This is a genomic window from Streptomyces sp. NBC_01190, assembly GCF_045039895.1.
GTDB lineage: Bacteria > Actinomycetota > Actinomycetes > Streptomycetales > Streptomycetaceae > Actinacidiphila.
The window spans coordinates 6,309,064-6,334,377 of record NZ_CP108580.1 but is presented as its reverse complement, the minus strand read 5'-3'; the positions used below and the strand labels follow the sequence as shown (position 1 = coordinate 6,334,377).

General features: G+C 71.9%; 16 protein-coding genes and 1 pseudogene. 6 read left to right on the top strand and 11 right to left on the bottom strand.

Annotated elements, in window-relative coordinates; all coding sequences use genetic code 11:
- Window positions 1-148: 148 nt before the first annotated feature.
- Window positions 149-2,998: a GNAT family N-acetyltransferase gene (locus OG519_RS26640; RefSeq protein WP_405588826.1), complete on the bottom strand. Its 2,850-nt coding sequence runs from the start codon at window positions 2,996-2,998 to the stop codon at window positions 149-151.
- 89 nt (window positions 2,999-3,087) lie between these two features.
- On the opposite strand from OG519_RS26640, the gene OG519_RS26635 reads away from it, so the two are divergent.
- A complete protein-coding gene (locus OG519_RS26635) occupies window positions 3,088-3,369 on the top strand; it encodes an HPr family phosphocarrier protein (protein WP_405588824.1) in 282 nt (93 codons plus the stop codon).
- Between the two features lie 197 nt (window positions 3,370-3,566).
- Here OG519_RS26635 and OG519_RS26630 read toward each other — a convergent pair whose 3' ends face one another.
- The 3 genes from OG519_RS26630 to OG519_RS26620 all read right to left on the bottom strand — a co-directional run bounded on the left by OG519_RS26630 (window position 3,567) and on the right by OG519_RS26620 (window position 7,254).
- Entirely contained in the window at window positions 3,567-4,241 is a 675-nt protein-coding gene (locus OG519_RS26630) for a GntR family transcriptional regulator (RefSeq protein WP_405588821.1), read from the bottom strand.
- A gap of 230 nt (window positions 4,242-4,471) precedes the next feature.
- Window positions 4,472-5,836: a M16 family metallopeptidase gene (locus OG519_RS26625; protein ID WP_405593025.1), complete on the bottom strand. Its 1,365-nt coding sequence runs from the start codon at window positions 5,834-5,836 to the stop codon at window positions 4,472-4,474.
- 17 nt (window positions 5,837-5,853) lie between these two features.
- The gene (locus tag OG519_RS26620; RefSeq protein ID WP_405588818.1) at window positions 5,854-7,254 is read right to left on the bottom strand and encodes a M16 family metallopeptidase; all 1,401 of its coding nucleotides are present in this window, start codon (window positions 7,252-7,254) and stop codon (window positions 5,854-5,856) included.
- A gap of 236 nt (window positions 7,255-7,490) precedes the next feature.
- On the opposite strand from OG519_RS26620, the gene OG519_RS26615 reads away from it, so the two are divergent.
- The gene (locus OG519_RS26615) at window positions 7,491-9,938 is read left to right on the top strand and encodes a DNA topoisomerase (ATP-hydrolyzing) subunit A (RefSeq protein ID WP_405588815.1); all 2,448 of its coding nucleotides are present in this window, start codon (window positions 7,491-7,493) and stop codon (window positions 9,936-9,938) included.
- A gap of 150 nt (window positions 9,939-10,088) precedes the next feature.
- Complete coding sequence (locus OG519_RS26610) at window positions 10,089-11,000, top strand: sucrase ferredoxin (RefSeq protein ID WP_405588812.1); 912 nt, start codon at window positions 10,089-10,091, stop codon at window positions 10,998-11,000.
- Between the two features lie 74 nt (window positions 11,001-11,074).
- Here the strand turns inward: OG519_RS26610 and OG519_RS26605 are convergent, their stop codons facing one another.
- The 6 genes and pseudogenes from OG519_RS26605 to OG519_RS26580 form a co-directional block, all read right to left on the bottom strand.
- Complete coding sequence (locus OG519_RS26605) at window positions 11,075-12,718, bottom strand: cation acetate symporter (protein WP_405593023.1); 1,644 nt, start codon at window positions 12,716-12,718, stop codon at window positions 11,075-11,077.
- A 56-nt stretch (window positions 12,719-12,774) separates the two neighbouring features.
- Window positions 12,775-13,263, bottom strand: a complete 489-nt coding sequence (locus OG519_RS26600) for a DUF485 domain-containing protein (RefSeq protein ID WP_405588809.1) — start codon at window positions 13,261-13,263, stop codon at window positions 12,775-12,777.
- Between the two features lie 94 nt (window positions 13,264-13,357).
- Complete coding sequence (locus tag OG519_RS26595; RefSeq protein ID WP_405593021.1) at window positions 13,358-14,086, bottom strand: response regulator; 729 nt, start codon at window positions 14,084-14,086, stop codon at window positions 13,358-13,360.
- A 50-nt stretch (window positions 14,087-14,136) separates the two neighbouring features.
- Window positions 14,137-15,291 (bottom strand): sensor histidine kinase, encoded by a 1,155-nt coding sequence (locus tag OG519_RS26590; RefSeq protein ID WP_405588806.1) that lies wholly within the window; start codon window positions 15,289-15,291, stop codon window positions 14,137-14,139.
- Window positions 15,288-15,764: a DUF1453 domain-containing protein gene (locus OG519_RS26585; protein WP_405588804.1), complete on the bottom strand. Its 477-nt coding sequence runs from the start codon at window positions 15,762-15,764 to the stop codon at window positions 15,288-15,290. Before OG519_RS26585 ends, OG519_RS26590 begins: the two co-directional genes overlap by 4 nt.
- A gap of 583 nt (window positions 15,765-16,347) precedes the next feature.
- Window positions 16,348-16,737, bottom strand: a pseudogene (locus OG519_RS26580) (hypothetical protein); the annotation flags it as partial.
- 1,162 nt (window positions 16,738-17,899) lie between these two features.
- Between OG519_RS26580 and OG519_RS26575 the strand changes: the two are divergent.
- From OG519_RS26575 to OG519_RS26565, 3 genes are all read left to right on the top strand, one after another.
- Window positions 17,900-19,603, top strand: a complete 1,704-nt coding sequence (locus OG519_RS26575; protein ID WP_405588801.1) for a cellulose binding domain-containing protein — start codon at window positions 17,900-17,902, stop codon at window positions 19,601-19,603.
- A 465-nt stretch (window positions 19,604-20,068) separates the two neighbouring features.
- Window positions 20,069-20,860 carry a class I SAM-dependent methyltransferase gene (locus tag OG519_RS26570; protein WP_405588798.1) on the top strand — a complete coding sequence of 264 codons (792 nt, stop codon included), beginning with the start codon at window positions 20,069-20,071 and terminating at the stop codon, window positions 20,858-20,860.
- Window positions 20,861-21,117: 257 nt separating this feature from the next.
- Window positions 21,118-22,521 (top strand): IS1380 family transposase, encoded by a 1,404-nt coding sequence (locus OG519_RS26565; RefSeq protein ID WP_405587657.1) that lies wholly within the window; start codon window positions 21,118-21,120, stop codon window positions 22,519-22,521.
- 391 nt (window positions 22,522-22,912) lie between these two features.
- On the opposite strand, the gene OG519_RS26560 is transcribed toward OG519_RS26565, so the two are convergent.
- The gene (locus tag OG519_RS26560) at window positions 22,913-25,033 is read right to left on the bottom strand and encodes a type IIA DNA topoisomerase subunit B (protein WP_405588795.1); all 2,121 of its coding nucleotides are present in this window, start codon (window positions 25,031-25,033) and stop codon (window positions 22,913-22,915) included.
- Between the last annotated feature and the right edge of the window lie 281 nt (window positions 25,034-25,314).

The following is a 25,314-nucleotide window of genomic DNA, read 5'->3' as shown; positions in this document are numbered from 1 at the left end:
GCCGGAGCCGCCGAGGTCCCGCCAGGTCGTTCACCGTCGCCGGGCGTCGTCGGCTTTCGTTGCCCTTGGTCGGCCGCAGCCGGCCGCCGTCAGCCGCCACCCACCGTCGCCCGCCGTCCCTCCACGGCGCACCAGGGCTGCGTACGGCTCACAGCGAGGCCAGCGCCCGCGGCCCCAGGTCGGTACGGGCCGGCGGCTTGGCCAGCCGGACCCAGGCGCCGAGCACGGTCAGGCCGCGCGGCGCGACCACCACCGGTTCCAGGTCGACCGCGACGACCTCCGGCAGGTCGTCGGCGAGCATCGACACCCGGAGCAGCAGTTCCTCCAGGGCCACCGTGTCCACCGGCTCCGCGCCGCGCCAGCCGAAGAGCAGCGGTGCCGCCTTGACCGAGCGGATCAGCTCGGACACATCGCGTTCGGTGGCCGGCACCAGCCGGTGGGCGACGTCGCCCAGCAGTTCGGACGGCGCCCCGGCCAGGCCGAAGGAGAGCAGCGCCCCGGCGGCCGGGTCCACCATGGCGCGGATCACCGTGTCCACCCCGCGCGGCGCCATCGCCTGCACGACGGGGCGCAGTTCGGCGGGGTCGCCGAGCCGCGTGGTCAGTTCGGCGTAGGCGCGCCGCAGGTCGCCCTCGTCGGCGAGGTCGAGCCGTACGCCGCCGAGGTCGGCGCGGTGCCGCAGGTGCGGGGCAGTGGTCTTGAGTGCCACGGGATAGCCGAGGCCGGCCGCGGCGGCCACCGCCGCCTCGGGGTCGGGGGCCGGCAGCGCGCGCCGTACCCGGATGCCGTAGCGGCCGAGGAGCCTCGCGGTGTCCTCGTCGGAGAGCACCGTGTCGGGGCGCGGGGACCCGTCGGGGGGCAGCAGCCGGCGGACGTCTTCGGCGGCCGCCGCCATCTCGATGTCGTCGAACTCCGGCACCCGGCCGGGGGTCGCGGAGGTGGCTCGCCAGGCGGCGTATCCGGCCGCCTCGGCGAGCGAGCGCACCGCCCGGTCGGGGGCCGGGTAGACGGGGACCGGGGCGCCGGGGCCCTCGGCAGCGCCGAGCCGGTCGGCCATGGCGTCCAGCGCGAGGTGCACGACGACCACGGGTTTGGCGGCGTCTGCCGCGGCGCGGCGCAGGGCGGCGGCGAGGGCCGGGTCGTCGCCGGATCCGTGGTCCTGGGTGGCGAGCGCCGGCTCCTGGGCGGCGGGTGCGGCCGGTGTACCGGGTGCGGCGGCTCCCGATCCGGCGCCCGACTCGACCCCGGGCTCGGCCGCCGATTCCGCCGCCGCCTCCGCGCCGACCCGCGGGATCACGGTGACCACCACCGCGTCGTTCGCCGGGTCGGCGAGAGCGGCGGTGAGCGCGGCGGCGATCTCCTCGGGCCCCGCTCCGGTGGGCAGGTCGACGGGGGCGGCGGCCCGCAGTCCGGCGCCGAGCGCGGCGTCGTACGTGAGCAGGCCGATGGACTCGGAGTTGCCGAGGATGCCGATCCGGTCGCCCGCCGGGAGTGGCTGGAGGGCCAGCAGCAGTCCGGCGTCCAGCAGTTCGGTGACGGTGTCGACCCTGATCACCCCGGCCTGGCGGAAGAGCGCGGCCACGGTGGCGTCGGGGATCCGGGTGACCGCCACCTGGTGCCCTGCCGGTACCGAGCCGCGGTGCAGCGCGCCTTTGACCACGACCACCGGCTTGACGGCCGCGGTCCGCCGGGCGAGCCGGGTGAACTTCCGCGGGTTGCCGAAGGATTCGAGGTACATCAGAACGGCGTCGGTCTCCGGGTCGTCCTGCCAGAACTGGAGCAGGTCGTTGCCCGAGACATCGGCGCGATTGCCCGCGGAGACGAAGGAGGAGGGTCCGGCCCCCCTGCGGTGCAGGCCGGAGAGGAGCGCGATGCCGATCGCCCCTGACTGGGTGAACAGGCCGAGCCGGCCGCGGTGCGGCATCTCCGGCGACAGCGAGGCGTTGAGGGCGATGTCGGCGGCGGTGTTGATGATGCCGAGGGTGTTGGGGCCGATCACCCGCATGCCGTGCCGACGGGCCTGCCGGACGAGTTCCCGCTGCCGGTCCCGTCCTTCCGGCCCGCTCTCCGAGTAGCCGGCGGTGACGACGACCAGACCGCGTACGCCGGCCTCGCCGCAGTCGGCCACCGCCTCGGGCACCCGGTCGGCGGGCACGGCGAGGATCGCCAGGTCCACGGGTGCGCCGATCGCGGCGACCGAGCGGTGGGCGGGGACCCCGTCCAGTTCGGCCCCGGGCCCGGCGGTGAGCGAGTGGTTGACCGCGTAGAGCCGCCCGGTGAAGCCGCCGGCCACGATGTTGCGCAGCAGGGTGCGCCCGACACCGCCGGGCCGCCGTCCGGCGCCGACCACCACGACCGAGCCGGGCCGCAGCAGCCGTCGCACCGAGCGGGCCTCGGCCCGGTGCTCGCGGGCCCGCATCACCTGGACCGACTCGTCGGTGGGTTCCAGATCCAGGTCGAGATGGACCGTCCCGTCGGTGAAGCTGTGCTGCTGGGTGTAGCCCGCGTCGGTGAAGACCTTGACCATCTTGCGGTTGTCGGGCAGGACTTCGGCGGTGAAGTGCAGGATGCCGCGCTCGCGGGCGACGGCGGCGATGTGTTCGAGCAGCGCGGAGGCGACGCCGCGGCCCTGATGGGCGTCCTGGACGAGGAAGGCGACCTCGGCGAGGGTGCCTGCCGGTCCGGTGGCGGGGCGGCCGTCGGGGGCGGTGCGGTCGTAGCGCACGGTGGCGATGAACTCGCCACCGGCGGTGGCGGCCAGGCCCACCCGGTCGTTGTAGTCGTGGTGGGTGAAGCGGTGCACATCGCGGTCGGACAGCCGCGGGTAGGGCGCGAAGAAGCGGTAGTACTTGGACTCGTCGGAGACCTTCTCGTAGAAGTCGACCAGCTTCCCCGCGTCGTCCGGGCCGATCGGCCGGATATGGGCGATCCCGCCGTCGCGCAGCACGACGTCCGCCTCCCAGTGGACCGGGTACGGGTGGGCCGACTGCTCCGTCATGGCCCCAGCGTATGCGGGCGCGCCCCACTCGCGTCGTCGGCGCGTTACGGGCACTCTGGGGGGCACTGATCGATCCGAAGGGGCACACCATGGCTGAGCGCCGCGTCAACGTCGGCTGGCCCGAGGGGCTGCACGCCCGCCCGGCGTCCATCTTCGTCCGCGCGGCGATGGCGGCCGGCGTGCCGGTCACCATCGCCAAGGCGGACGGCGTCCCGGTCAACGCGGCGTCCATGCTGGCCGTGCTGAGCCTCGGCGCGCAGAGCGGCCAGGAGGTCGTGCTCGCCGCCACGGCCGACGGCGCCGACGCCGCGCTCGACCGGCTGGCCAAACTGGTGTCCGAGGGCCTCGACGAACTGCCGGAAACCGTCTGAGGCGGATCCGGCTGCCGATACCCGGCCCGGCGCCGGTACGCGGTGGGCCCGCACCGGCCGGCGGCATATTTCTGGCCACGGCCATCCCGTGCGCAGCAGAATTCAGCGGTATCGGGCATTCCCCCATGGAATGCCCGGTACCGCTTTTTCGCATTTACGGGAGCCGCAATTCTATGACCTTGTATACGGTGCGAATGTTAAGCGCGACGGCGCACCGCGTTTACGGGATGTTTCAGGATCCTCACCGCGGCGGCCCGCTCCACGTGGACGGCGGCCAGCCGGCGGGCCCGTTCGGCGTCGCCCCGCGCCACCGCGTCCACGATCGCCGCGTGCTCCTCCCAGGACTCCACCGCCCGGCCGGTGCCCCCGTCGCCGTACACCCAGGCGATCTTGTGCCGGAGCTGAGTGAGCAGCGCGGCCAGCGTCGGACTGCCCGAGGCCTGCGCCAACGTCTCGTGGAACCAGCCGTTGAGCGACGGCAGGTCCGACAACTGGCCCTGCACCGCTCGCTCCTGGCCGAGCCTTACCAGGCCGCGCAGCACCTTCAGATGTGCCTCGGTGCGGCGCTGGGCGGCGCGCGCGGTGCCCAGCGGCTCCAGCAGGCCGCGTATCTCCAGCAGGTCGGCCGCCTCCTGCTCGGTGGGCTCGGCCACCGAGGCGCCGGCGTGCCTGCGGGTCCGGACGAACCCCTCGGACTCCAGGGTGCGCAGCGCCTCGCGCACCGGGACCCGGGAGACGCCGTAGCGCTGGGCGAGCAGCTCCTCGGTCAGCCGGCTGCCCGGCGGGAAGAAACCACCGACGATGTCGTCGCGGATGGCCGTACACACCACCTGGGCGGAGATACGCCGCCCCGCGCCGTCCGCGCCGTTCACGTCCGGTTCCGCATCGCCGACTCCGTTTCCTTCCCCGTTTGTGCCGTGACTCTATTCCAGCACACCCGGAAATGGGAAAGCACCCCTGGAATTCTTGGATTGTTTTTGGACAGCGGGGGCGCTTTCGGGCGGGCGGGACGCGCGGAACCCCGGCGCACGAGGGCGGCCGGGGTCCCGGACGGGCCGCCCGGGGCCGGTCACCACGCGGGTGGCCGGGCCCGGGCGAGCGCTCAACTGACGACGCTCACCTCGCCGATGCCCAGCTCACGGACCGGCTCGGCGATCGTGGCGGCGTCGCCGACCAGGACCACCACCAGCCGGTCGAGCGGGAAGGCGTTCACCGCGGCGGCGGTCGCCTCCACGGTGCCGGTGGCCGCGAGCCGGGCGTACAGACTGGCCTGGTAGTCGTCCGGCAGCTCCTGCTCCACCTGGTCGGCGAGGGTGTCGGCGACGGCGGCGGCCGTCTCGTAGCGCAGCGGCGCGACCCCCACCAGGTTCTGCACCGCGACGTCGCGCTCCTCCTCGGTGAGGCCGCCCTCGGCGAGGGTGCGGATCACCTGCCAGAGGTCGGCGAGCGCCGGACCGGTCGCCTCGGTCGCCACCGAGCCGCTGATCGCCAGCAGCGCGCCGCCGGTGCCGTCGGAGGAGCTCAGCAGCACCTGGCTGAGGGCCCGCACCCCGTAGGTGTAGCCCTTCTCCTCACGCAGCACCCGGTCGAGCCGGGAGGTGAGGGTGCCGCCGAGGCAGTAGACGCCGAGCACCTGGGCCGCCCACACCGGGTCCTGACGGTCCGCCCCGGTGCGGCCGATCAGCAGCTGGGTCTGCACCGCGCCCGGACGGTCGACGATCACCACCCGCGCGTGGTCGTCCGAGACGAGCGCCGGACGGGGCCGCGGCACGGCCTCGCCGCCGGTCCAGCGGCCCAGGGTCGAGGCGACCAGGTCCGGCAGGTCGATGCCGGTGAAGTCGCCGACCACCACGGCGGTGGTCGTCGACGGCCGGACATGGGCCTCGTAGAACTCACGGACCGACGCCGCGTCGATGTTGCGGACGGTCTCCTCTGTGCCCTGGCGCGGCCGGGAGAAGCGCAGCTCGGCCGGGAACAGCTCCTTGGACAGCGCCATGGAGGCGCGGCGGGCCGGGTTGGCCAGCTCGTGCGGGATCTCGTCGAGCCGGTTGGCCACCAGCCGCTTGACCTCGTGCTCGACGAAGGCGGGCGCCCGGAGCGCTTCGGCGAGCAGGGCGAGCGCCTTGTCGAGCCGGGAGGCGGGTACTTCGAGGGACACCCGGACGGCCGCGTGGTCGGCGTGCGCCCCCAGGCTGGCGCCGCAGCGCTCCAGCTCGGCGGCGAACTCCTCCGCGGTGTGCTCGTCGGTGCCTTCGGACAGTGCCCTGGCCATGATGGTGGCCACACCGTCCAGGCCGGCCGGCTCGGCGTCCAGCGGCGCGGCCAGCAGCACCTCGACCGCGATGACGCGCTGGCCGGGGCGGTGACTGGTGAGCAGCGTCAGCCCGTTGGGCAGGGTCCCCCGCTCAGGGGCGGGGAACGCCCACGGCCTGGGCTCCCCCGGCTGCGGCTGTGGGTGGAAGGTCATGACGGCCGCGGTGTCGCTCACGCTTCGCTCTCTTCCTGGTGGGTGCCGTCGGCGGCGTCGTCGCCCGCCGCGGCCTGGGCGCCCTCGGCGCCTTCGGGGTCCGCCTCGCCCTGGTCGCCGCCGCCGGTCGGCTCATAGACCAGCACCGCCCGGTTGTCGGGGCGCAGCCTGGCCGCGGCCACCGCCTTGACCTCCTCGGGGGTGACGGACAACACCCGCTGCACCGCGGTCAGGGCGAGCTGCGGGTCGCCGAAGAGCACCGCGAACCGGCACAGTTCGTCGGCCCGCCCGGCGACGGTGGCCAGCCGGTCGAGCCACTCCCGTTCGAGCTGTGCCTGGGCCCGCTCCATCTCCTCGGGCGTCGGGCCCTGCTCGGCGAACCGGGCCAGCTCCTCGTCCACCGAGGCCTCGATGGTGGGCAGCTCGACACCGGAGGACGCCTTGACGTCCAGCCAGCCGAGCGAGGGTGCCCCCGCCAGCCGCAGCAGCCCGAAACCGGCCGTCACCGCCGTACGGTCGCGCCGTACCAGCCGGTTGTGCAGCCGGGACGACTCGCCGCCGCCCAGCACCGTCAACGCCAGATCGGCGGCGTCCCCCTCCCGGGAGCCGTCGGGGGGCAGCCGGTAGGCGCCCATCAGGGCGCGGGAGGGCACATCCTCCTCGACCACCTCGCGCAGTTGGCCGCCCATGGTCTCCGGCAGCGAGCCGTCCCTCGGCTCGGGCTTGCCGTCGTGGGCGGGGATGCTGCCGAAGTACTTCTCGATCCAGGCCAGCGTCTGCTCCGGGTCGATGTCGCCGACCACCGAGAGCACCGCGTTGCCGGGCGCGTAGTACGTACTGAAGAACGCCCGCGCGTCCTCCAGCGAGGCCGCGTCCAGGTCGGCCATGGAACCGATCGGGGTGTGGTGGTAAGGGTGGCCCTCGGGATAGGCGAGGGCGGTGAGCCGCTCGAAGGCGGTGCCGTAGGGCACGTTGTCGTACCGCTGGCGGCGCTCGTTCTTCACCACGTCCCGCTGGTTGTCCAGGCTCTCCTGGTCCAGCGCGGTGAGCAGGCTGCCCATCCGGTCGGCTTCGAGCCACAGCGCCAGTTCGAGCTGGTGGGCGGGCATCGTCTCGAAATAGTTGGTGCGTTCGAAGCTCGTGGTGCCGTTGAGGGAACCGCCGGCCGCCTGCACCAGCTCGAAGTGGCCGTTGCCCTTCACGCTGGCCGAGCCCTGGAACATCAGGTGCTCGAAGAGGTGGGCCAGGCCGGTGCGGCCCGTCACCTCGTGCCGCGAACCGACGTCGTACCAGAGGCAGAGAGCCGCGACCGGGGTGAGGTGGTCCTCGGAGAGCACCACCCGCAGGCCGTTCGCCAGGCGGTGCTCGGTGGCTTTCAGGCCGCTGGAGTGTGCCTCCGGGGTGGCCGTGTGACCCATGGGCAAGCTGTCCTTCCGGTCGCGTGCGCGTGACTGCGTAGAGTGCTGCCACTCTAGGGAAGCGAGCCGGGAGCATGCGAAGTTCCCGGTGACGGCGCGCTCACGACGGCCGGTGGTCGGAGCTGTCGGTGGCGCGGTCCACAATGGTCGGCAGCAGTCCTCCCGCCCGGACCAGGGGCACAAGTCCCGCGGGTCCGGCAGCAGTCCCCCGGTCCAGACGAAGGAGCGCCGCCGAGATGGCCCGCCGCACGACGAAGACCCCGCCGCCAGACGACGATTTCGAGGAGCGCATCCTCGACATCGACGTCGTGGACGAGATGCAGGGCTCCTTCCTTGAGTACGCCTACTCGGTGATCTACTCGCGCGCGCTGCCCGACGCCCGCGACGGCATGAAGCCGGTGCATCGACGGATCATCTACCAGATGAACGAGATGGGCCTGCGCCCCGAGCGGGGGTACGTCAAGTGTGCCCGTGTCGTCGGCGAGGTGATGGGCAAGCTGCACCCGCACGGCGACTCGTCCATCTACGACGCCATGGTGCGGATGGCGCAGCCCTTCTCCCAGCGGCTGCCGCTCGTCGACGGCCACGGTAACTTCGGCTCGCTCGACGACCTGCCGGCCGCGATGCGGTACACCGAGGCCCGGATGTCCGGCCCGGCCCAGCTCATGGTGGAGTCGATCGACGAGGACACCGTCGACTTCGCGCCGAACTACGACGGTCAGGAGCAGGAGCCGGGCGTCCTGCCGTCGGCCTACCCCAACCTGCTGGTCAACGGCGCGTCCGGGATCGCCGTCGGTATGGCCACCAACATGCCGCCGCACAACCTGGGCGAGGTCATCGCCGCCGCCCGCCATCTGATCCGGTATCCGGGCGCCGATCTCGACGCGCTGATGCGCTATGTGCCGGGGCCCGACCTGCCGACCGGCGGCCGGATCATCGGCCTTTCCGGCATCAGGGACGCTTACGAGAGCGGGCGCGGCACCTTCAAGATCCGCGCCACGGTGTCGGTCGAGGACGTGACGGCCCGCCGCAAGGGCCTGGTCGTCACCGAACTGCCGTTCACCGTCGGCCCCGAGAAGGTCATCGCCAAGATCAAGGACATGGTCGGCGCCAAGCGGCTCCAGGGCATCGCCGACGTCAAGGACCTCACCGACCGCGAGCACGGCCTGCGGCTGGTCATCGAGATCAAGAACGGCTTCAACCCCGAAGCCGTCCTCGAACAGCTCTACAAGCTGACGCCGATGGAGGACTCCTTCGGCATCAACAACGTCGCCCTGGTGGACGGACAGCCGCTCACCCTGGGCCTGCGGGAGCTGCTCCAGGTCTACGTCGACCACCGCTTCGTGGTGGTGCGCAGGCGCAGCGAGTTCCGCCGCACCAAGCGCCGTGACCGGCTGCACCTGGTGGACGGTCTGCTGGTCGCCCTGGTCGACATCGACGAGGTCATCGCCATCATCCGGGCCAGTGAGAACGCGGCACAGGCCAAGGAGGGGCTGATCGCGCGCTTCGGCCTTTCCGAGGTCCAGACGCAGTACATCCTCGACACCCCGCTGCGCCGGCTGACCCGCTTCGACCGGATCGAGCTGGAGTCCGAGCGCGACCGGCTCAACGCGGAGATCACCGAGCTGACCCGGATCCTGGACTCGGACGCGGAGCTGCGCAAGCTGGTCTCCGCCGAACTGGCCGCCGTCGCCAAGCAGTACGGGACCGAGCGTCGTACGGTGCTGCTGGAGTCGGCGGACACCCCGGTCGCGGCGGTGCCGCTGGAGGTCGCCGACGATCCCTGCCGGGTGCTGCTCTCCTCGACCGGCCTGCTGGCCAGGACCGCAGGCACCGGCGAGCTCGGCGAGGACGACGGCAGGCGGGCCAAGCACGATGTGATCGTCTCCGCGGTGCCGACCACCGCCAGGGCCGACATCGGCGCGGTGACGTCCTTCGGGCGGCTGCTCCGGCTGACCGTCATCGATCTGCCGATGCTGCCGCCGACCGCGGGCCCGCCCTCGCTCGCCGGGGGCGCCCCGATGACCGAGTTCCTGACCCTGCAGGACGGCGAGCGGGTGCTGTGCCTGACCACGCTCGACGAGGCCTCCCCGGGGCTCGCGCTCGGCACCGCCCAGGGCGTGGTCAAGCGGGTCGTGCCGGACTACCCGGCGGGCAAGGACGGTCTTGAGGTCATCGGCCTCAAGGACGGCGATCAGGTGGTCGGCGCGGTCGAGTTGCGCACCGGGGACGAGGACCTGGTCTTCATCACCGACGACGCGCAACTGCTGCGCTACCCGGCCGCGCAGGTGCGGCCCCAGGGCCGTCCGGCCGGCGGGATGGCGGGCATCAAGCTCACCGAGGGCGCGAAGGTGATCTCCTTCACGGCGGTGGACCCGGCGGCGGACGCGGTGGTGTTCACCGTGACCCGCGAGGAGGGGACGCTGGAGGGCGCCGCGCAGGGCACGGCCAAGCTCACGCCGTTCGACCAGTATCCGCGCAAGGGGCGGGCCACCGGCGGTGTCCGCTGCCAGCGGTTCCTGCGGGGCGAGACCGGTCTGGTGCTGGCCTGGGCCGGGCCTACGCCGGTCCGTGCGGCGACGGCGACCGGCGCGCCTGCCGAGCTGCCGCCGAAGGACCCGCGGCGCGATGGGTCGGGGGTGCCGCTGGTGAAGCCGGTGGCGGTGCTGGCGGGGCCGGTATAGCGGGGGCTTGGCGGGCTTGGCACCGGACGAACGGGCGGCTCGGCGCGGCGGCTGGGCTGGGGTGCGCGGTGGCTGGGCCGGGGGGTGAGTGCCGGGCGGGCGGCTGGCCGGTGAGCGCCTGGTGCGGCCTGAGGCCCTAAGCTCGGCGGCGTGATCACGTGTACGAAGGCGTCCGCCGTGCTGGGTGAGGCGCTGGCCGGCACCGCGGCGGTGGCCCGCACCTGGCTGTTGCTTGAGCAGCCGGGTCCGTGGGGCGCGAAGGCTCTCAGGTCGAGCCGGCTGGACCCCGTGGTGGGGCGCGAACTGGAACGGCTGGCCGAAGGCACGGGGGTGCGGGTCGCGCTGATCCGGCGCCCCGGCCCGCACGCCGACCGGCACCGGCCCAGTCGCCGCCGGGTGCTGCTGGCCCATACCTCGCCGGACAACCCCTGGGTGCGTACCGCCGACCTGACGGACCCGGCCGAGCTGACCGCACTGGACTTCGCAGCGCTCGGCTCAGGGTCACCCGGCGATTTCGGCGCGCCCCACCGGGGAGCGCCGATCGCCCTGGTCTGCACGAACGGCAGACGTGACCGCTGCTGCGCGGTCCACGGCCGACCGCTTGCCGATGAGTTGGCGGCTTCGGGTGACCACGAGGTCTGGGAGATCACCCATCTCGGCGGGCACCGTTTCGCGCCGACCATGCTCGTCCTGCCGCATGGCTACACCTATGGCCGCCTCGACGGTCACCACGCCAAGGACATCCTTGAGTCGGCGCGGGCCGGCCGGGTCGTGGTGACCGGCTGCCGGGGCCGGTCCGCGTGGGACCGGCCGGGGCAGGCGGCCGAGTTGGCGATACGGGAACTGACCGGCGAGGCGCGGGCCGACGCGCTCACAGTGGCGCGTACGGACCCGGCTCCCGACGGGTGGACCGTCCGTCTCGCTCACCTCGACGGCCGGGTCTGGCAGGTCGCGGTGGCCAGACTCCCGGCGCTGCCGCCCCGTCCGGAGAGTTGCGGTGCGCCCCTCGGCACACCGGAGCAGATGGCGGTCACCGGCATCGAGCAGGCCGAGGGGCACTGAGGCACCGTCGACCGGAGGCCGACCGGGGCCGGCCGGGTGAGGGTCAGCTCGGAGCGAGACGGGGCGGGCGGCGGTCAGGCGGCGCCCGCGCCGGTGAGCGAACGGACCTCCGTCTCGGCGTACTTGCCCTCGTCCGCGAGCTCCGGCGACAGCACCGTGCCCACCCACCCCATCAGGAAGCCGAGCGGAATGGAGACCAGCCCGGGGTTCTCCAGTGGGAAGACATGGAAGTCGACCCCGGGGAAGAGGGCGTCGGGCCGCCCGGACACCACGGGCGAGAGCACCACCAGCAGCAGCGCCGGTACCAGTCCGCCGTAGATCGCCCAGACCGCGCCGCGCGTGGTGAAGCGGTGCCAGAAGAGGGAGTAGAGCAGCGCGGGCAGGTTCGCCGAGGCGGCCACCGCGAAGGCGAGTCCGACCAGGAAGGCGATGTTCTGGCCCTGGGCGAAGAGGCTGAGCACGATCGCCACCGCCCCGATGCCGACCGCCGCGAACCTGGCCACCCGCACCTCCTCCTCGATCTCCCCCTCCGGATCGCGGGCGTGCCGGCCGCCCTGCTTGGCCGGAGCGTTGGGTGTGCGCCAACTCGCGTAGAGGTCGTGCGCCACGGAGGCCGAGGAGGACAGCGTGATCCCGGCGACCACCGCGAGGATCGTGGCGAAGGCCACCGCGCCGACGATCGCGAACATCACCGTGCCACCGGTGGTCCCCGACCCGCCGCCCAGAATCTCGGCGAGCAGCGGCACCGCGGTATTGCCCGCCGCGTTGGAGTCCCGCACCGTGTCGGAGCCGACCACCGCGGCGGCGCCGAATCCCAGCACGATCGTCATCAGATAGAACGTCCCGATCAGCCCGATCGCCCACACCACCGAGCGGCGGGCCGAACGCGCCGTCGGCACCGTGTAGAAGCGCGACAGGATGTGCGGCAGCCCGGCCGTGCCCAGCACCAGCGCCATACCGAGGCTGATGAAGTCCAGCCGCGAGGTGGCGTTCGTCCCGTACTTCAGTCCGGGGGCCAGGAACGCGTCGCCCCGCCCGCTGCCGGCCGCCGCCGACCGCAGAAGCGCCCCGAAGTCGCCGTGGAAGCGGACCATCACCATGACGGTCAGCGTGATCGTGCCGCCGATCAGCAGCACGGTCTTGACGATCTGGATCCAGGTGGTGGCCCGCATGCCGCCGAAGGAGACATAGAAGACCATCAGCGCGCCGACCCCGACCACCGTCCAGGCCCGTACTCCGCTGCCGCCACCGCCGCCGAGCAGCAGTCCCACCAGGCTGCCGGCGCCCACCATCTGGGCCACCAGATAGAGGATCGAGACAGTCACCGAGGCGGTGCCCGCGGCGATCCGCACCGGCCGCTGCTTCATCCGGGCCGACAGCACGTCCGCCATCGTGTAGCGACCGCAGTTGCGCACCAGCTCGGCGACCAGCATCAGCACGACCAGCCACGCCACGAAGAAGCCGACCGAGTAGAGCAGGCCGTCGTAGCCGAAGAGCGCGATCAGTCCGGAGATCCCGAGGAACGACGCCGCCGACATGTAGTCGCCGGCGATCGCCAGGCCGTTCTCCATCGGGGAGAAGAGCCGTCCACCGGCGAAGAACTCCACCGAGGAGCTCCGCCGCCGTCCCGCCCAGGCGGTGATCGCAAGGGTCACCGACACGAAGACGGTGAAGAGCACGATGGCCAGGCCCTGGTGCTCCCCGGCCGAGTCCGCCAGATACCGCGCGGCCAGATACCTGCTGCCGGCCGGCTGCCCGGCCCACTGCGACGCCGTCACCGCACCCGCTCCTGTCCGGTCCTGGTGGCCAGCGTCCACCGCAGATCAAGCGCTGCCCGGTCCCGGTTCAAACGAGCGTGCCGTGCGTACGCCCACGTCAGCAGAAAGGTGCTGGCGAACTGCGCCAGCCCGGCGGCCAGGGCCACATTCAGCTCGCCGGCCAGCCGATGGGCCATCAGCCGCGGCGCGGTCGTCGCCGCCACCACGTAGAGCAGGTACCAGCTCACGAACCCCGCCGCCACGGGGAAGACGAATCTCCGGTACCGGTCCCGTACTTCCTGGAACTCCTCGCTGTGCTGCACTTCCAGATAGACCGCCGCCCGGTCGCCGACCGCCGCGGTCCCGCTGTGCTCCGGGCGAGCCCCCGCCGCCCACTCCGGGGCCTGCTGCTGCTCCGGCAACCACAGGCCGGCCGCCGCCCCCGCCTCCTGCCAGGGGTCGTCCACCCGCAGCATCGCCGGGTCACCCCCGTCGCGCTTGTCCACCGAACTCTCCTCGTTCCACCGGCCGATCGACCATGTGACCAATCATGGACAGTTCGGGAAGATCCAGATAGATCCAGCCGAAACCTTCACCTCATCAGGTGATGCCGTGCCGGTAGGCATAACCGACGGCCTGCGCGCGGCTCCGGACCCCGGTCTTGGCGAAGAGATTGTTGATGTGTGTCTTCACCGTGGCCATGCTGACCTGGAGTCTCGCGGCGATCTCCGTATTGGACAGCCCGTCCGCGACCAGCGCCAGCACTTCCGCCTCCCGCCCGGTCAGCCCGTCCGGCAGGTCGCGCCGCCCCCGCTCCCCCGGTCCGGGGCGGCCGCCGGCCAGCCCCCCGCCGGCCCCGCCTCCCGCACCCACACTCGCCGGGACGCCGCCGGACACACCCCCCGCACCACCACCGGCGCCCCGGGCCGCCCCGGCACCCGCATCCCCGACCGCGCCGGACCCCAGCGCCGCCCACGCGTCCAGCACCCGGCTCTGCACCATCGGCGACAGCCCCGCGCCGCCGGCGCCCACCTCGGCGATCGCCCGGGCGATCTCCTCCCCTCCCGCGTCCTTCGTCAGATATCCGCGCGCCCCGGCCCGCAACGCCGGAAAAAGCGAGTCGTCGTCCACGAACGTCGTCAGCACCACCACCTGCGTCCCCGGATGCTCCGCCCGGATCCGCCGGGTCGCCTCCACCCCGTCGCAGCGGGGCATCCGCAGATCCATCAGCACCACGTCCGGCCGCGACTCCGCCACCAGCCGCACCGCCTCCTCCCCGTCGGCCGCCGCCCCCACCACTTCGATACCGGGCAGCAGCCCCAGCAACATCACGATCCCTTCGCGCACCACCGTCTGGTCGTCCGCGACCACCACCCGCGTCACGCGGGCACCCGCAAGCGCACCATGAAGCCCTCCTCCGCCGGTCCGGCGTCCAGCGCGCCGCCCAGCAGTTCGGCGCGCTCCCGCATCCCCATCAGACCGTAGCCCGCGCCGGAGACCCCCAAGGCCTTGTCCACAGGGGCCTTTCGACCGAAGTCCCGGAACTCCAGTTCCACCTCCGCCGGCCGGTACTCCAGCCGCAGCGCGACCTTCGCCCCGGGCGCGTGCTTGCGAACGTTGGTCATCGCCTCCTGCGCCACCCGCCGCAGGGCCAGCCCCGCCTCGGCCGGCAGCCCTCGCGGCTCCCCCGTCACCTCCAGCCGGGCACCCTCGGAAGCGACCAGTTCCCGCAGGAATTCCTCCACCGGCGCCAACTCCCCTCGCAGCGCGGACAGCGCCTGCCGGGTCTCGGCCAGCCCCTCCCGACCCATCCGCCGGGCCGCGATCACCCGCTCCAGCACCACCTCCCGCTCCGCCCCCGCCTCGATCAGCATCCGGGTCCCCTCCAGATGCAAGGTCTGCGCGGACAGGCTGTGCGCGAGCACGTCGTGGATCTCCCGGGCGATCCTGGCCCTTTCGGCCAGCGCGGCCGACTCCGCCTCGGCCGCCCGCGCCGCCCGCTCCTGGGCCAGCAGCCGCTGCGTCTGCCCCCGGGCCTCCGCGTCCAGCCGGACCGTGTACCCGCCCAGGGCAAGGCCCAGCGCGGTGAGGACGGAACCCAGTGTGTGCTCCCCGCTGTCCAGCACCCCGAAGAAGCTCAGCGCCGCGGCGGCCAGCGGCACCCCGGCGGCCAGCGGCAGCCGCTCGATGGCGATCACCGCACTGCCGCACCACAGGACCGCCGCGGCTGTCGGCGAGCCGACCAGGTGTGCGAGTCCGCCGCCCGCGGTGAGCAGCAGGATCAGCCCGACCCCGGCCCCCAGCCGGTGCCGCAACGTCACGTGGAAATACTTCCGAACCGTGGCGTAGGCGACCGCCAGCCCGGCCAGCGCCGCCGCCGTCTGCCACGGGTTGAGCCCTCCCTTGGCGACGATGCCCCAGACTGCGACGGCGACCAGCCCCGCGCGCATGCCCCGGGCCACCCGTTTGCGGGCCACCTGCCTGCCCTCTCGGGAGAGGGCCTCCTGCGACGGCCATGCTGTCAAGCTGCTCATGACACCGAACGGTAGGACGGTCGCAGGGCCTGAGCCCGGTGCAGCAGGGTCCCGCTGCGGATGAGCAAGGTCACAGCGACCGCGAGCAGGATCGAGTCGGAGTCCTGGTGGACGCCGTCGGCTGCGGCTATCGCGTACAGGCCGATCCGGAACGCTATGCCCAGCACCCACACGGTGATCGTGGCCCTGGTCCCCCGGGACCACACGGAGCCGTCCGACTCGGTCCATATCCGGGCGGTGGACGCCCAGACGACGCCCAGCACGGCGCCGACCAGCAGCTCGGCGGTGAGGAGCACCGCCGCCACCTCACGGTGATGGGGATCGATGAGGCCCCCGCCGCGCACGGCCAGCACGATGAGCACGCCCGGGATCAGCCACCATCGTCCGCCGTCGACGCGGCGGGGCCGAAGCTGGCGGGCGATCACCACGCCGATGACCGCCGCGATCAGCAGCGAATTGACCAGACCGGGCATGACGAGCGCCTCCGATGGGTGATCCGTACCTTCGACTAGGTGGGCGCCTCCGCTGCCCACCTAGTCGAAGGTACGGAAACCCGCAGGTCAGGGGATCAACCCGGGGATGGAAACTCTGCCTCCACCCCACGGTGGAGCAAGGGCCCCGCCTGACCGCCTGCCCCGCAGGACCGCCGAGTGGCCCCCGGTGGCGCTGACCGTGGCCGACCCGGTGTGCCCCCCGCCCGGCGCCGGCCATGCTGCCGCGGCCCCGGACAGCAAGGACCACTCCCGGCCCCAGGCGCCCCACGGCGAACGCCGTCGGCGGGCGACGCCCCGACCGGGCTCGCCCGCCGACGGCGTTCGGATGGGGGTCGGGCTCCGGCTCGCTCAGCGCGAGCCGGACCCGCTCGCCGGCATGGGAACCGTCGCGGGCCCCGGAACCCGCGCGGCGGTGCGAACCGTCGCCGGAGCCGGACCCCGTGATCGGAACCTCAGGCCGCCCGCCCCCGGCGTCGGCGTGCTCGTGGGAACCACCGGCGTGCGGTACGCCGGCTGGGAGGGGCGGCCGCCCCACCTGCACGGTGGCCGTCGCCGGGATCCGCTAGGAGGTACCCGTCGCGGTCACCGCGTACCGCCCCGGCCGCGTGCCCCGCGGTACCTCCACGGTCGCCTGGACCGCCCTGGACGAGGACACCGTCACCGTGGCGAAGGCGGCGGGGCCGGTGCCCAGCCTGACGGTCACCCGCTCCCCGGGGGTGAAGCCGGTGCCGGCGACGGCGACCGAGCTCCTGCCCTGGCCGTCGGAGACCACCGACGCCGTGACGGAAGGGTGCGCGGCCGGCCGCGCCACCGTCACCGTCACGGTGAACGTCCCGGTCGTGTTGGACAGCGTGTCCCAGACCGTCACACGCACCGTGTAGCTCTCCGGCTGCTGATAGGTGTGCTGCCCGCTCATCGCACCGGAGGCGCCGACCGCGGGGTCCTCCGGGACGGTTCCGTCGCCCCACTGGACCCGGCGCGAGCACCGGCAGCGCCAGCACTGCGGCCTCGCTCACCCACCGTCTCAGGGACAAGAGGTGGGCATGAGGGTGATGTGACACAACAGAGCCTTTCAGTGGTGGAGTTGCCGCGGCCGTCGCCTGCCGCGTGGGGGCACGCCGAGTGCCGGCTTCCGTCCGCCGCGCACGGAATCCGGCTCGCTGGTGCGGTACTTGCCCCGGTCTGCCGGTCCGGTCGCCGAAACCGGGTGGACGAGGATGGCGTCCGGGTGGCGGGCCGGGCGGCCGGGCGCCGGAGGCCGGCGCGGATGAGCCGGCCCATCGCCCTGAGGCGTGGCGTGGGGCGTCCGGTGCGGCATGTCCCGAGGTGTGTCCCACGATGTGTTCTGCGATGTGTCCTGCGGGCGCCAACCCTCATAGGCCGGGACGCTGTTCTCGGATCATGCGATAACTCCACGCGCGGGTAGGGGGTCGCGCGCCGGCGGACCCGGAGGGAAGCGCCGCTGGCGTCGCTCGCGTAGACAACGTTGTCAATATCTGTGAACGGAGAATGTGGTGTCGGGGTGGAACTGGGGGCCACCGCTGTGCGGGAGGAGGGACCAGAGTCGGGGAAGAGGCGGTGCTCTGGGTGAGGAGGGGCCCGGGCGAGACGGGCACCCCCGTGGGGCAAGCCGAAGTGCCCGACCACGGAGGGAGTGCTGCGCGTCGGCCGGCGAGCGCGGACGAGGCCGGGAACGGGAGCAGGAGCCGGAATCGGGAGCGGGGGCGCGGCCGTCGGCGGCCCCGGAACTCCTCGGCTGCGGGGCCCGAGCGGCGGGCCGGGTGGGGCGGCCTGGGCGGGGCCGACTGGTACGGCCCGGTGCGGCCCGCGCCTGCGCCCTCCATTGCTCAGTACTGAGAAACCGTATTCTCAAGGGTGAGCGCTCGGTCGACACGAGTCAACTCCTGCGTCACACGGGAAAGTTACTGCGCCCCCTCCCTTGACCCCCACTCGGAACGCTCCTACGTTGTGCGATGGAAAAACCATTGCTCTTTTGCGCAATGTTCTGCCGTACACAGGGCGGCGGGGTGCCGTAGGACGGGCGACTCCCCACCAACCGTGGTGGCGGCTGTCGTCATGCTCTACCCCCACCCGATTCTGGAGGGCATTTCGTCATGCGTGGATTCGCGCACCACCGACGCGGCCGGTCACTGACCGGCGTCGCCGGGCTTGGAGCCGCGGTACTGGCCGCGGCCTCGGTCGTGCTGACCGGGCCTCCGTCCGCTCACGCGGCTGCTTCCCCGTCCACCACTCTGGTGGTCAACGCCAGCCAGGTCCTGCGTCCGGTCACCCATGTGGCGACCGGTTCGCTCTACGGCCTGGCCAACGCGAACACCCCGGCCGACAACCTGGTCCAGGCGATCAAGCCGAACACCTTCGTGCAGAAGCCGCAGGGAGGCCGCCAGCAGCCGACCGGCGACATCCTCACCGTGGCCCCCAAGGCCGCCCGGGCCGGCGCCAAGGTCGTCAACCGCCTCTCGGACTACTACGCCGGCTGGCCCTACCAGTTCAGCTGGAGCAACTGGCTCAGCGTCGTCGACGACCAGATCGCCCAGACCAAGGCCTCGGGCATCACCAACCTCGCCGCCTACGCACCCTGGAACGAATCAGACGGCACCTGGAAGACCGCCAACGGCACCTTCGAGGACTTCTGGACCCGCACCTACCGCGAGATCCGCGCCAAGGACGCCACCACACCGATCCAGGGCCCGAGCTTCTCGGACAACATCGGCGACATGGACAACTTCCTCAAAAACGCCGTCGCCACCAACACCGTGCCCGACATCATCGCCTGGCACGAGCTGATCCGCTCCTCCAAGATCGCCGGCGACGTCGCCACCGTCACCTCCCTGGAGAACAAGTACGGCATCAGCCCCCGCCCCATCGCCATCGAGGAATACGCCGCCCCCGCCGAAGTCGGCATCCCCGGCGCCCTCGTCGGCTACATCGCCAAATTCGAACGCCTCGGCGTCCACGACGCCGAACTCGCCTTCTGGAACCAGTCCGGCGCCCTCGGCGACCTCCTCACCGGACAGGGCGGCAGCCCCAACGGCGCCTACTGGCTCTACAAGTGGTACGCCGACATGAACGGCTCCATGCTCGCCACCACGCCCCCCGCACAGACCGGCATCGACGGAGCCGCCTCCCGCACCAGCGCCGGCAACGAAGTCGACATCGTCTTCGGCGGCAGCTCCGGCGACTCCGCCGTCACCGTCAACGGACTCAACTCCCTGTCCGCCCTCGGCACCACCGTCCACGTCAAGGTCGAATACACCCCTTCCCGCGGACGCACGGTGGCCGTCTCCGGACCCACCACCCTGTCGGAGTCCAACTACTCCCTCAACAACGGCTCCATCACCGTCCCGGTGAACGCCAACAACACCTACGGCTACCACATCGTCATCACCCCGGCGGGGGGCACCACCACCGGCGGAACGACCACGGGCGGCACCACCACCGGCGGAACGACCGACGGCGGCACCACCACCGGCGGAACCGGCTCCTCGTCCTGCAAGATCACCGTCGCCCCGCAGACGTGGTCCGGCGGTTACACGGCCAATGTGACCGTGGCCAACACCGGCTCCACCACCGTCAACGGCTGGAAGCTCGGCTTCACCCTTCCCTCGGGCCAAGCCATCACCGGCGTCTGGAACGCCAGCATCAGCCCCTCCTCCGGCTCGGTGACCGCGACGAACCTGTCCTACAACGCCGAGATCCCACCCGGCGGCAACCAGTCGTTCGGCTTCCAGGGCACCGACAGCGGCAGCTACAGCCCGCCCACCGGCTTCACCCTGAACGGCACGGCCTGCACCTCCTGAGAACACCCGTGCCCGGGCGCTCCGTGCGCCCGGGCACGGGTGTGCCGCCTCCGGGTCCGGGCGGCTCCGCCCGCCGCCGGGCCCGGAGGCGGTCTCCGCCCCGACAGCCCGCCCACCAGCCCCGCCTCGCACACCCCGTCGACGCCCGGTCGGGAACCCGCCGCCGGCGGCGCTGAGCCCTCGCCGCCCCGGATGGGCACTCTTTGCTCGTGTCGGATCAGACGATGCTCGCCCTGTGGCGCTGCTGGAAACTCGTCTAAAAAGTCTGCCGGGCGGGGCTGGGGGTCGGCCTTTCCTGGCCCCGTAGGGGCGCTTGGGCGTCCGCGGGGTCGGGGTCTGGAGCGGGTTGCCCCCGGTCTCCGCCGGGGCTGGCAGCAGCCCGTTCCGGGTGTCGCGAAATACCGCCCGACCTGGCCTTTTGCCCCCTTCACCACTAGGTTCGCACGCGGTCGAAAGGGTGGCCGGGTGGACCGGACCGTACGTACCGTCGAGGATGTCCTCTCACTCTTGGACGGGCTGTTCGCATCCGAATCCGAGGCTGGCCGCTTGGCGACCGGTGACGGCGAGGACTTCTGGGATCGCTTCTACGCCGACCGGTCAAGGCCGGTCCCTTTCTTCGTGGCGAAGCCCGACGAGAACCTGGCCGCCTATCTCGACCAGGGCATGATCACTCCCGGTCGGGCCCTGGACCTGGGCTGCGGGGCGGGCCGCAATGCCGTCTTCCTCGCCTCGCGGGGCTTCGAGGTGGACGCGGTCGACCTCTCCCCGGTGGCCGTCGCGTGGGGCAAGGACCGGGCTCGCGCGGCCGACGTCGATGTCCGCTTCCTCTGTGGTGACGCTTTCACCCTCCCAGCAACCGAGTTGGGCGGCCCGTACGACCTGGTCGTCGACTCGGGATGCTTCCACCACCTGCCGCCGCACCGCCGGATCAGCTACCTCCGCCTCCTCGACCGCGTCCTGGCCCCCGGCGGCCACCTCGCCCTCACCAGCTTCGCGGCGGGCGCGGGAGGAATGGGTTCGGAACGCGCCGACACGGACCTCTACCGTGCGCGCACGTTGGAGGGCGGCCTCGCCTACACTCCCGAATCGCTGCGCTGGATCTTCTCCGAGCTGGTGGAGGTCGAGCTGCGCCGCATGCGGGAGGAGCCGCCCGAGTCAGCACTCTTCGGTATGACCTTCCTGTGGACCGCGTTGTTCCGTCGGGACGCAGCCGCTACCACATCAGGTGGCATTCACCCTGTTCGCGACCTCGCGTAGGCGCTCGTCCCGCGCATGGTCGTTCCGCCGGACGATATGGCGGCGGATCATGCCGGCCTGCTCCTGCGGCCGGGGTGATCGGTACCGTCCAGGGCGCAGTTGGGGCAGGACCTCGCCGTCGAAGGCGACGGTCTAGCCTCAGCGTTTCGTTTGCGGTGGCGTCCGGATCTTGAGCGGGAACGCGAAAGTGCCTTCTGAGCTGGGATGATGAGGCTTGTCTAGGGCTTCCGTCACCACAGCGAGAAGGCACTTTCTGCGTGCACACTACCGGGTCACGCCCCCAGCTCATCGTGTCAGCCGAGGGCCGCGGGGTGGTCAGCCACGCTGGGTCCCGGCTGCTGGCCGACCTTGCCGATGCCACCGGCCTGACAGCGGCATTCACTGACACGCTGCGCCGGCTGCGGCCACGTGGCACCGGGCACGACCCGGGCAGGATCGCAGTAGATGTGGCGGTCATGCTCGCCGACGGCGGCCAGGCCATCTCAGATCTGGCACTGCTGCGCGACCAGGCGGACGTGTTCGGCCCGGTCGCCTCCACCCCGACCGCCTGGCGGATGCTGGCCGGCCTCGACCCGGCTGCACTCGCCGGGCTGCGCTCGGCCAGGGCCGCCGCACGCGAAGTCGCCTGGCTCCAGGCCGCCGAGACCAGGACCGGCATACCGGCGGCCCGCGCAGGTGGACGCGACCTGCCGGGCCTGGTCCTGGACATCGACGCCACCCTGGTCACCTGTCACTCCGACAAGGAACAGGCGGCACCCACATACAAACGCGGCTTCGGCTACCACCCGCTGCTGTGCTTCCTGGACAACACCGGCGAGGCCCTGGCCGGACTGCTGCGGCCGGGCAACGCAGGCGCCAACACCGCCAGCGACCACATCACCGTCCTCGACCACGCCCTGGCCCAGGTCCCCGACACCCACCGCCACGGCACCCCGATCCTGGTCCGCACGGACAGCGCAGGCGGCGCGAAACCCTTCCTCACCCACCTGCGCGCCCTGCGGAACCGGGGCATCCACACATCCTTCTCCGTGGGATACCCGGTTACCGAACCGGTCCGCCGGGCGATCCGGGCCCTGCCCGACCGGTTCTGGCACCCCGCCCTCGAACAGGACGGCACCCTGCGGACAGGCGCCGGGGTCGCCGAACTGACCGGCATGATCGACCTGACTGGACACCCCGACGGCACCCGGATCATCGTCCGGCGCGAACGCCCGCACCCCGGCGCACAGCTGTCCCTGTTCGACCTCGACGCCGGCATGCGCCACCAGGCATTCCTCACCGACACCCCCGTCGGCGAAGGCTCCCTGCAGTATCTGGAGGTCCGCCACCGCGGCCATGCCCGCGTCGAGGACCGCATCCGCTGCGGCAAGACCACCGGCTTCGGGCGCTTCCCCTCCCGCCACTTCGCCATCAACACCGCGTGGCTGGAGCTGGCCCTGACCGCCATCGACCTGCTCGCCTGGGCCCAGACCCTCCTGCTGGACGGCGAACTGGCCGCGTGCGAGCCGAAGAAACTCCGCTACCGCCTGCTGCACGCAGCCGCCCGCCTCACCCGTGGCGGGCGACGTCTCCACCTACGGATCGCCTCCACCTGGCCCTGGCGCCACGAGCTGACCAGGGCATTCACCCGCCTTGCGGCCCTGCCCAGGCCAGCCACCTGAACGATGACACCGCCCTGACCACCACGACCCGAGGACCCCCGGAGCACCCGACCCAGCGTCGGGCCAAAACCATGCCCACCCAGCCACAAACGGCGCCGACCACCGAAAAGAGACATCAGCCCAACTCAGCCGACCCCAAACGAAACAGCGAGGCTAGACGTCGGCCACTCCCTCGGCGACCAGGAATCCGGCCAAACTCGACCGGCTCCAGGTCAGGAAGTGGGCCCGACCCTCCTGGCGGCCGGCACGGGAGTTGCGGCCCCGACGAGGGCGCCGCGCCGGCCCGGGAAAGCGGCATCGCCGCTCCCCGCGCCGACCCGCCCGCAGACCCCTTGCGGCCTATCGCGCCCCGCAAGGGGTAGCCCAGACGGCGTGCTTGCTCCGCCGCAGGTCAGACGTCGATCCTGGCTCGATCCAGGGTCGAGGCAGAGTTGGTGATGAACTCCTTGCGGGGGGCCACCTCGTTGCCCATGAGGAGATCGAATGCCTGCTCGGCGGAGTCGAGGTCGCTGATGTTGATGCGGCGCAGGGTGCGGTGGCGGGGGTCCATGGTGGTTTCGGCCAACTGGTTGGCGTCCATCTCGCCGAGGCCCTTGTACCGCTGGATGCTGTCCTTGTAGCGGACGTTGCGGCGCTGGAAGTCCAGCAGGGTCTGGCGCAGTTCGTTGTCGGAGTACGTGTAGACGTACTTCTCCTGGCCCTTCTTGGGCTGGACCAGTTCGATCCGGTGCAGCGGCGGCACCGCGGAGAAGACCCGGCCCTCCTCGATCATCGCCCGCATGTAGCGCTGGAAGAGCGTGAGCAGCAGCGTGCGGATGTGCGCGCCGTCGACATCGGCGTCGGCGAGGAAGATCACCTTGCCGTAGCGCGCCTGGTCGATGTCGAAGGTCCGGCCGGACCCCGCTCCTATGACCTGGATGATCGCGCCGCATTCGGCGTTCTTCAGCATGTCCGAGATCGACGACTTCTGGACGTTGAGGATCTTGCCGCGGATCGGCAGCAGCGCCTGGAACTCCGAATTGCGGGCCAGTTTGGCGGTGCCGAGCGCCGAGTCGCCCTCGACGATGAACAGTTCGCTGCGTTCGACGTCGTCGCTGCGGCAGTCGGCGAGCTTGGCCGGCAGCGAGGAGGTCTCCAGCGCGGTCTTCCTGCGCTGCGCCTCCTTGTGCTGGCGGGCCGCGATCCGGGTCCTGGCGGCGGCGACGGCCTTCTCCAGCACCGCCCGGGCCTGCGCCCGGGTGTCGCGCTTGACCGAGGTCAGGAACTCCTTGAGCTCCTTGGCCACCACCGCGGCGACGATCCGGTTGGCCGCCGAGGTGCCGAGCACCTCCTTGGTCTGCCCCTCGAACTGCGGTTCGGCGAGCCGGACCGTGACGACCGCCGTCATGCCCTCCATCGCGTCGTCCTTGACGATGTCGTCCTCGGCGACCCGGAGCAGCTTGGTGGCCCGCAGCACCTCGTTGACGGTCTTGGTGACCGACCGCTCGAAACCGCTCACATGGGTGCCACCCTTGGGAGTGGCGATGATGTTGACGAAGGAACGGGCGGTGGTGTCGTAACCGGTGCCCCAGCGCAGCGCGATGTCCACACCCAGCTCACGGGTGACCTCGGTGGGGGTCATGTGCCCGAGGTCGTCGAGGACCGGCACCGTCTCCTTGAACATGCCGCTGCCGGTGAGCCGGAGCACGTCGCAGATCGGCTTGTCCGGTGCGAGGAACTCGCAGAACTCGCTGATGCCGCCGTCGAAGTGGAAGATCTCCTCGACCGGCTTGTCCGTCTCGATGCCGCGCTCGTCGCGGACCACGATCGTCAGGCCCGGCACCAGGAAGGCGGTCTGACGAGCCCGCTGGTGGAGGTGGTCGAGGGAGAGCTTGGCGTCCTTGAGGAAGATCTGCCGGTCCGCCCAGTAGCGCACCCGGGTGCCGGTACGGGTGCGGGGGACCTTCTTGGTCTTGGTCAGGCCGCTCGCCGGCTCGAACGACGCGTCGGCGGCACGGCCGGCGAAGACGCCGGGCACACCGCGCCGGAAGCTGATGGCATGGGTGTGGCCGCCGCGGTCGACCTCGACGTCAAGCCGGGACGACAGGGCGTTGACGACAGAGGCGCCGACACCGTGCAGACCCCCGGAGGCGGCGTACGACCCGCCGCCGAACTTGCCGCCGGCGTGCAGCTTGGTCATGACGACCTCGATGCCGGAGAGCCCGGTCTTGGGCTCCACGTCGACCGGGATACCGCGGCCGTTGTCACGGACCTCCACCGAGGCGTCCTCGTGCAGGATCACCTCGATGCGGTCGCCGTGTCCGGCCAGGGCCTCGTCGACGGAGTTGTCGATGATCTCCCAGACGCAGTGCATCAGACCGCGGCTGTCGGTCGAGCCGATGTACATGCCCGGGCGTTTGCGGACGGCTTCGAGGCCTTCGAGGACGAGCAGGTGCCGCGCGGTGTAGTTGGAGCCGTCACGGTCCGCGCCGGCCAGCAGCGCGGAGGACGGCACGGATGTTTCGGCGGTCACGCGGGCAGCTCCTCGATGAAGTTGAAGATCTTGTGTAGCCAGAAGTTGTGAAGTTCGTCAACCGGTATGGGTCGCACCGGTGAGAGGGTACCGATGCCGGGCAGGTCGGCGACGCCGCGACCCGGCGATGGGAACGCCCATACTAGCCCTTATCGAGCAGCCGTTCGATAACTCGCACGAGTGATACACATGTCACGTTCCCAAAGAGGCATGAACCATTTAGGCTCCGGGCACGTCCTCAGGAACGATTCCGACAGCCAGCCGGGACGGATCGGACAAAA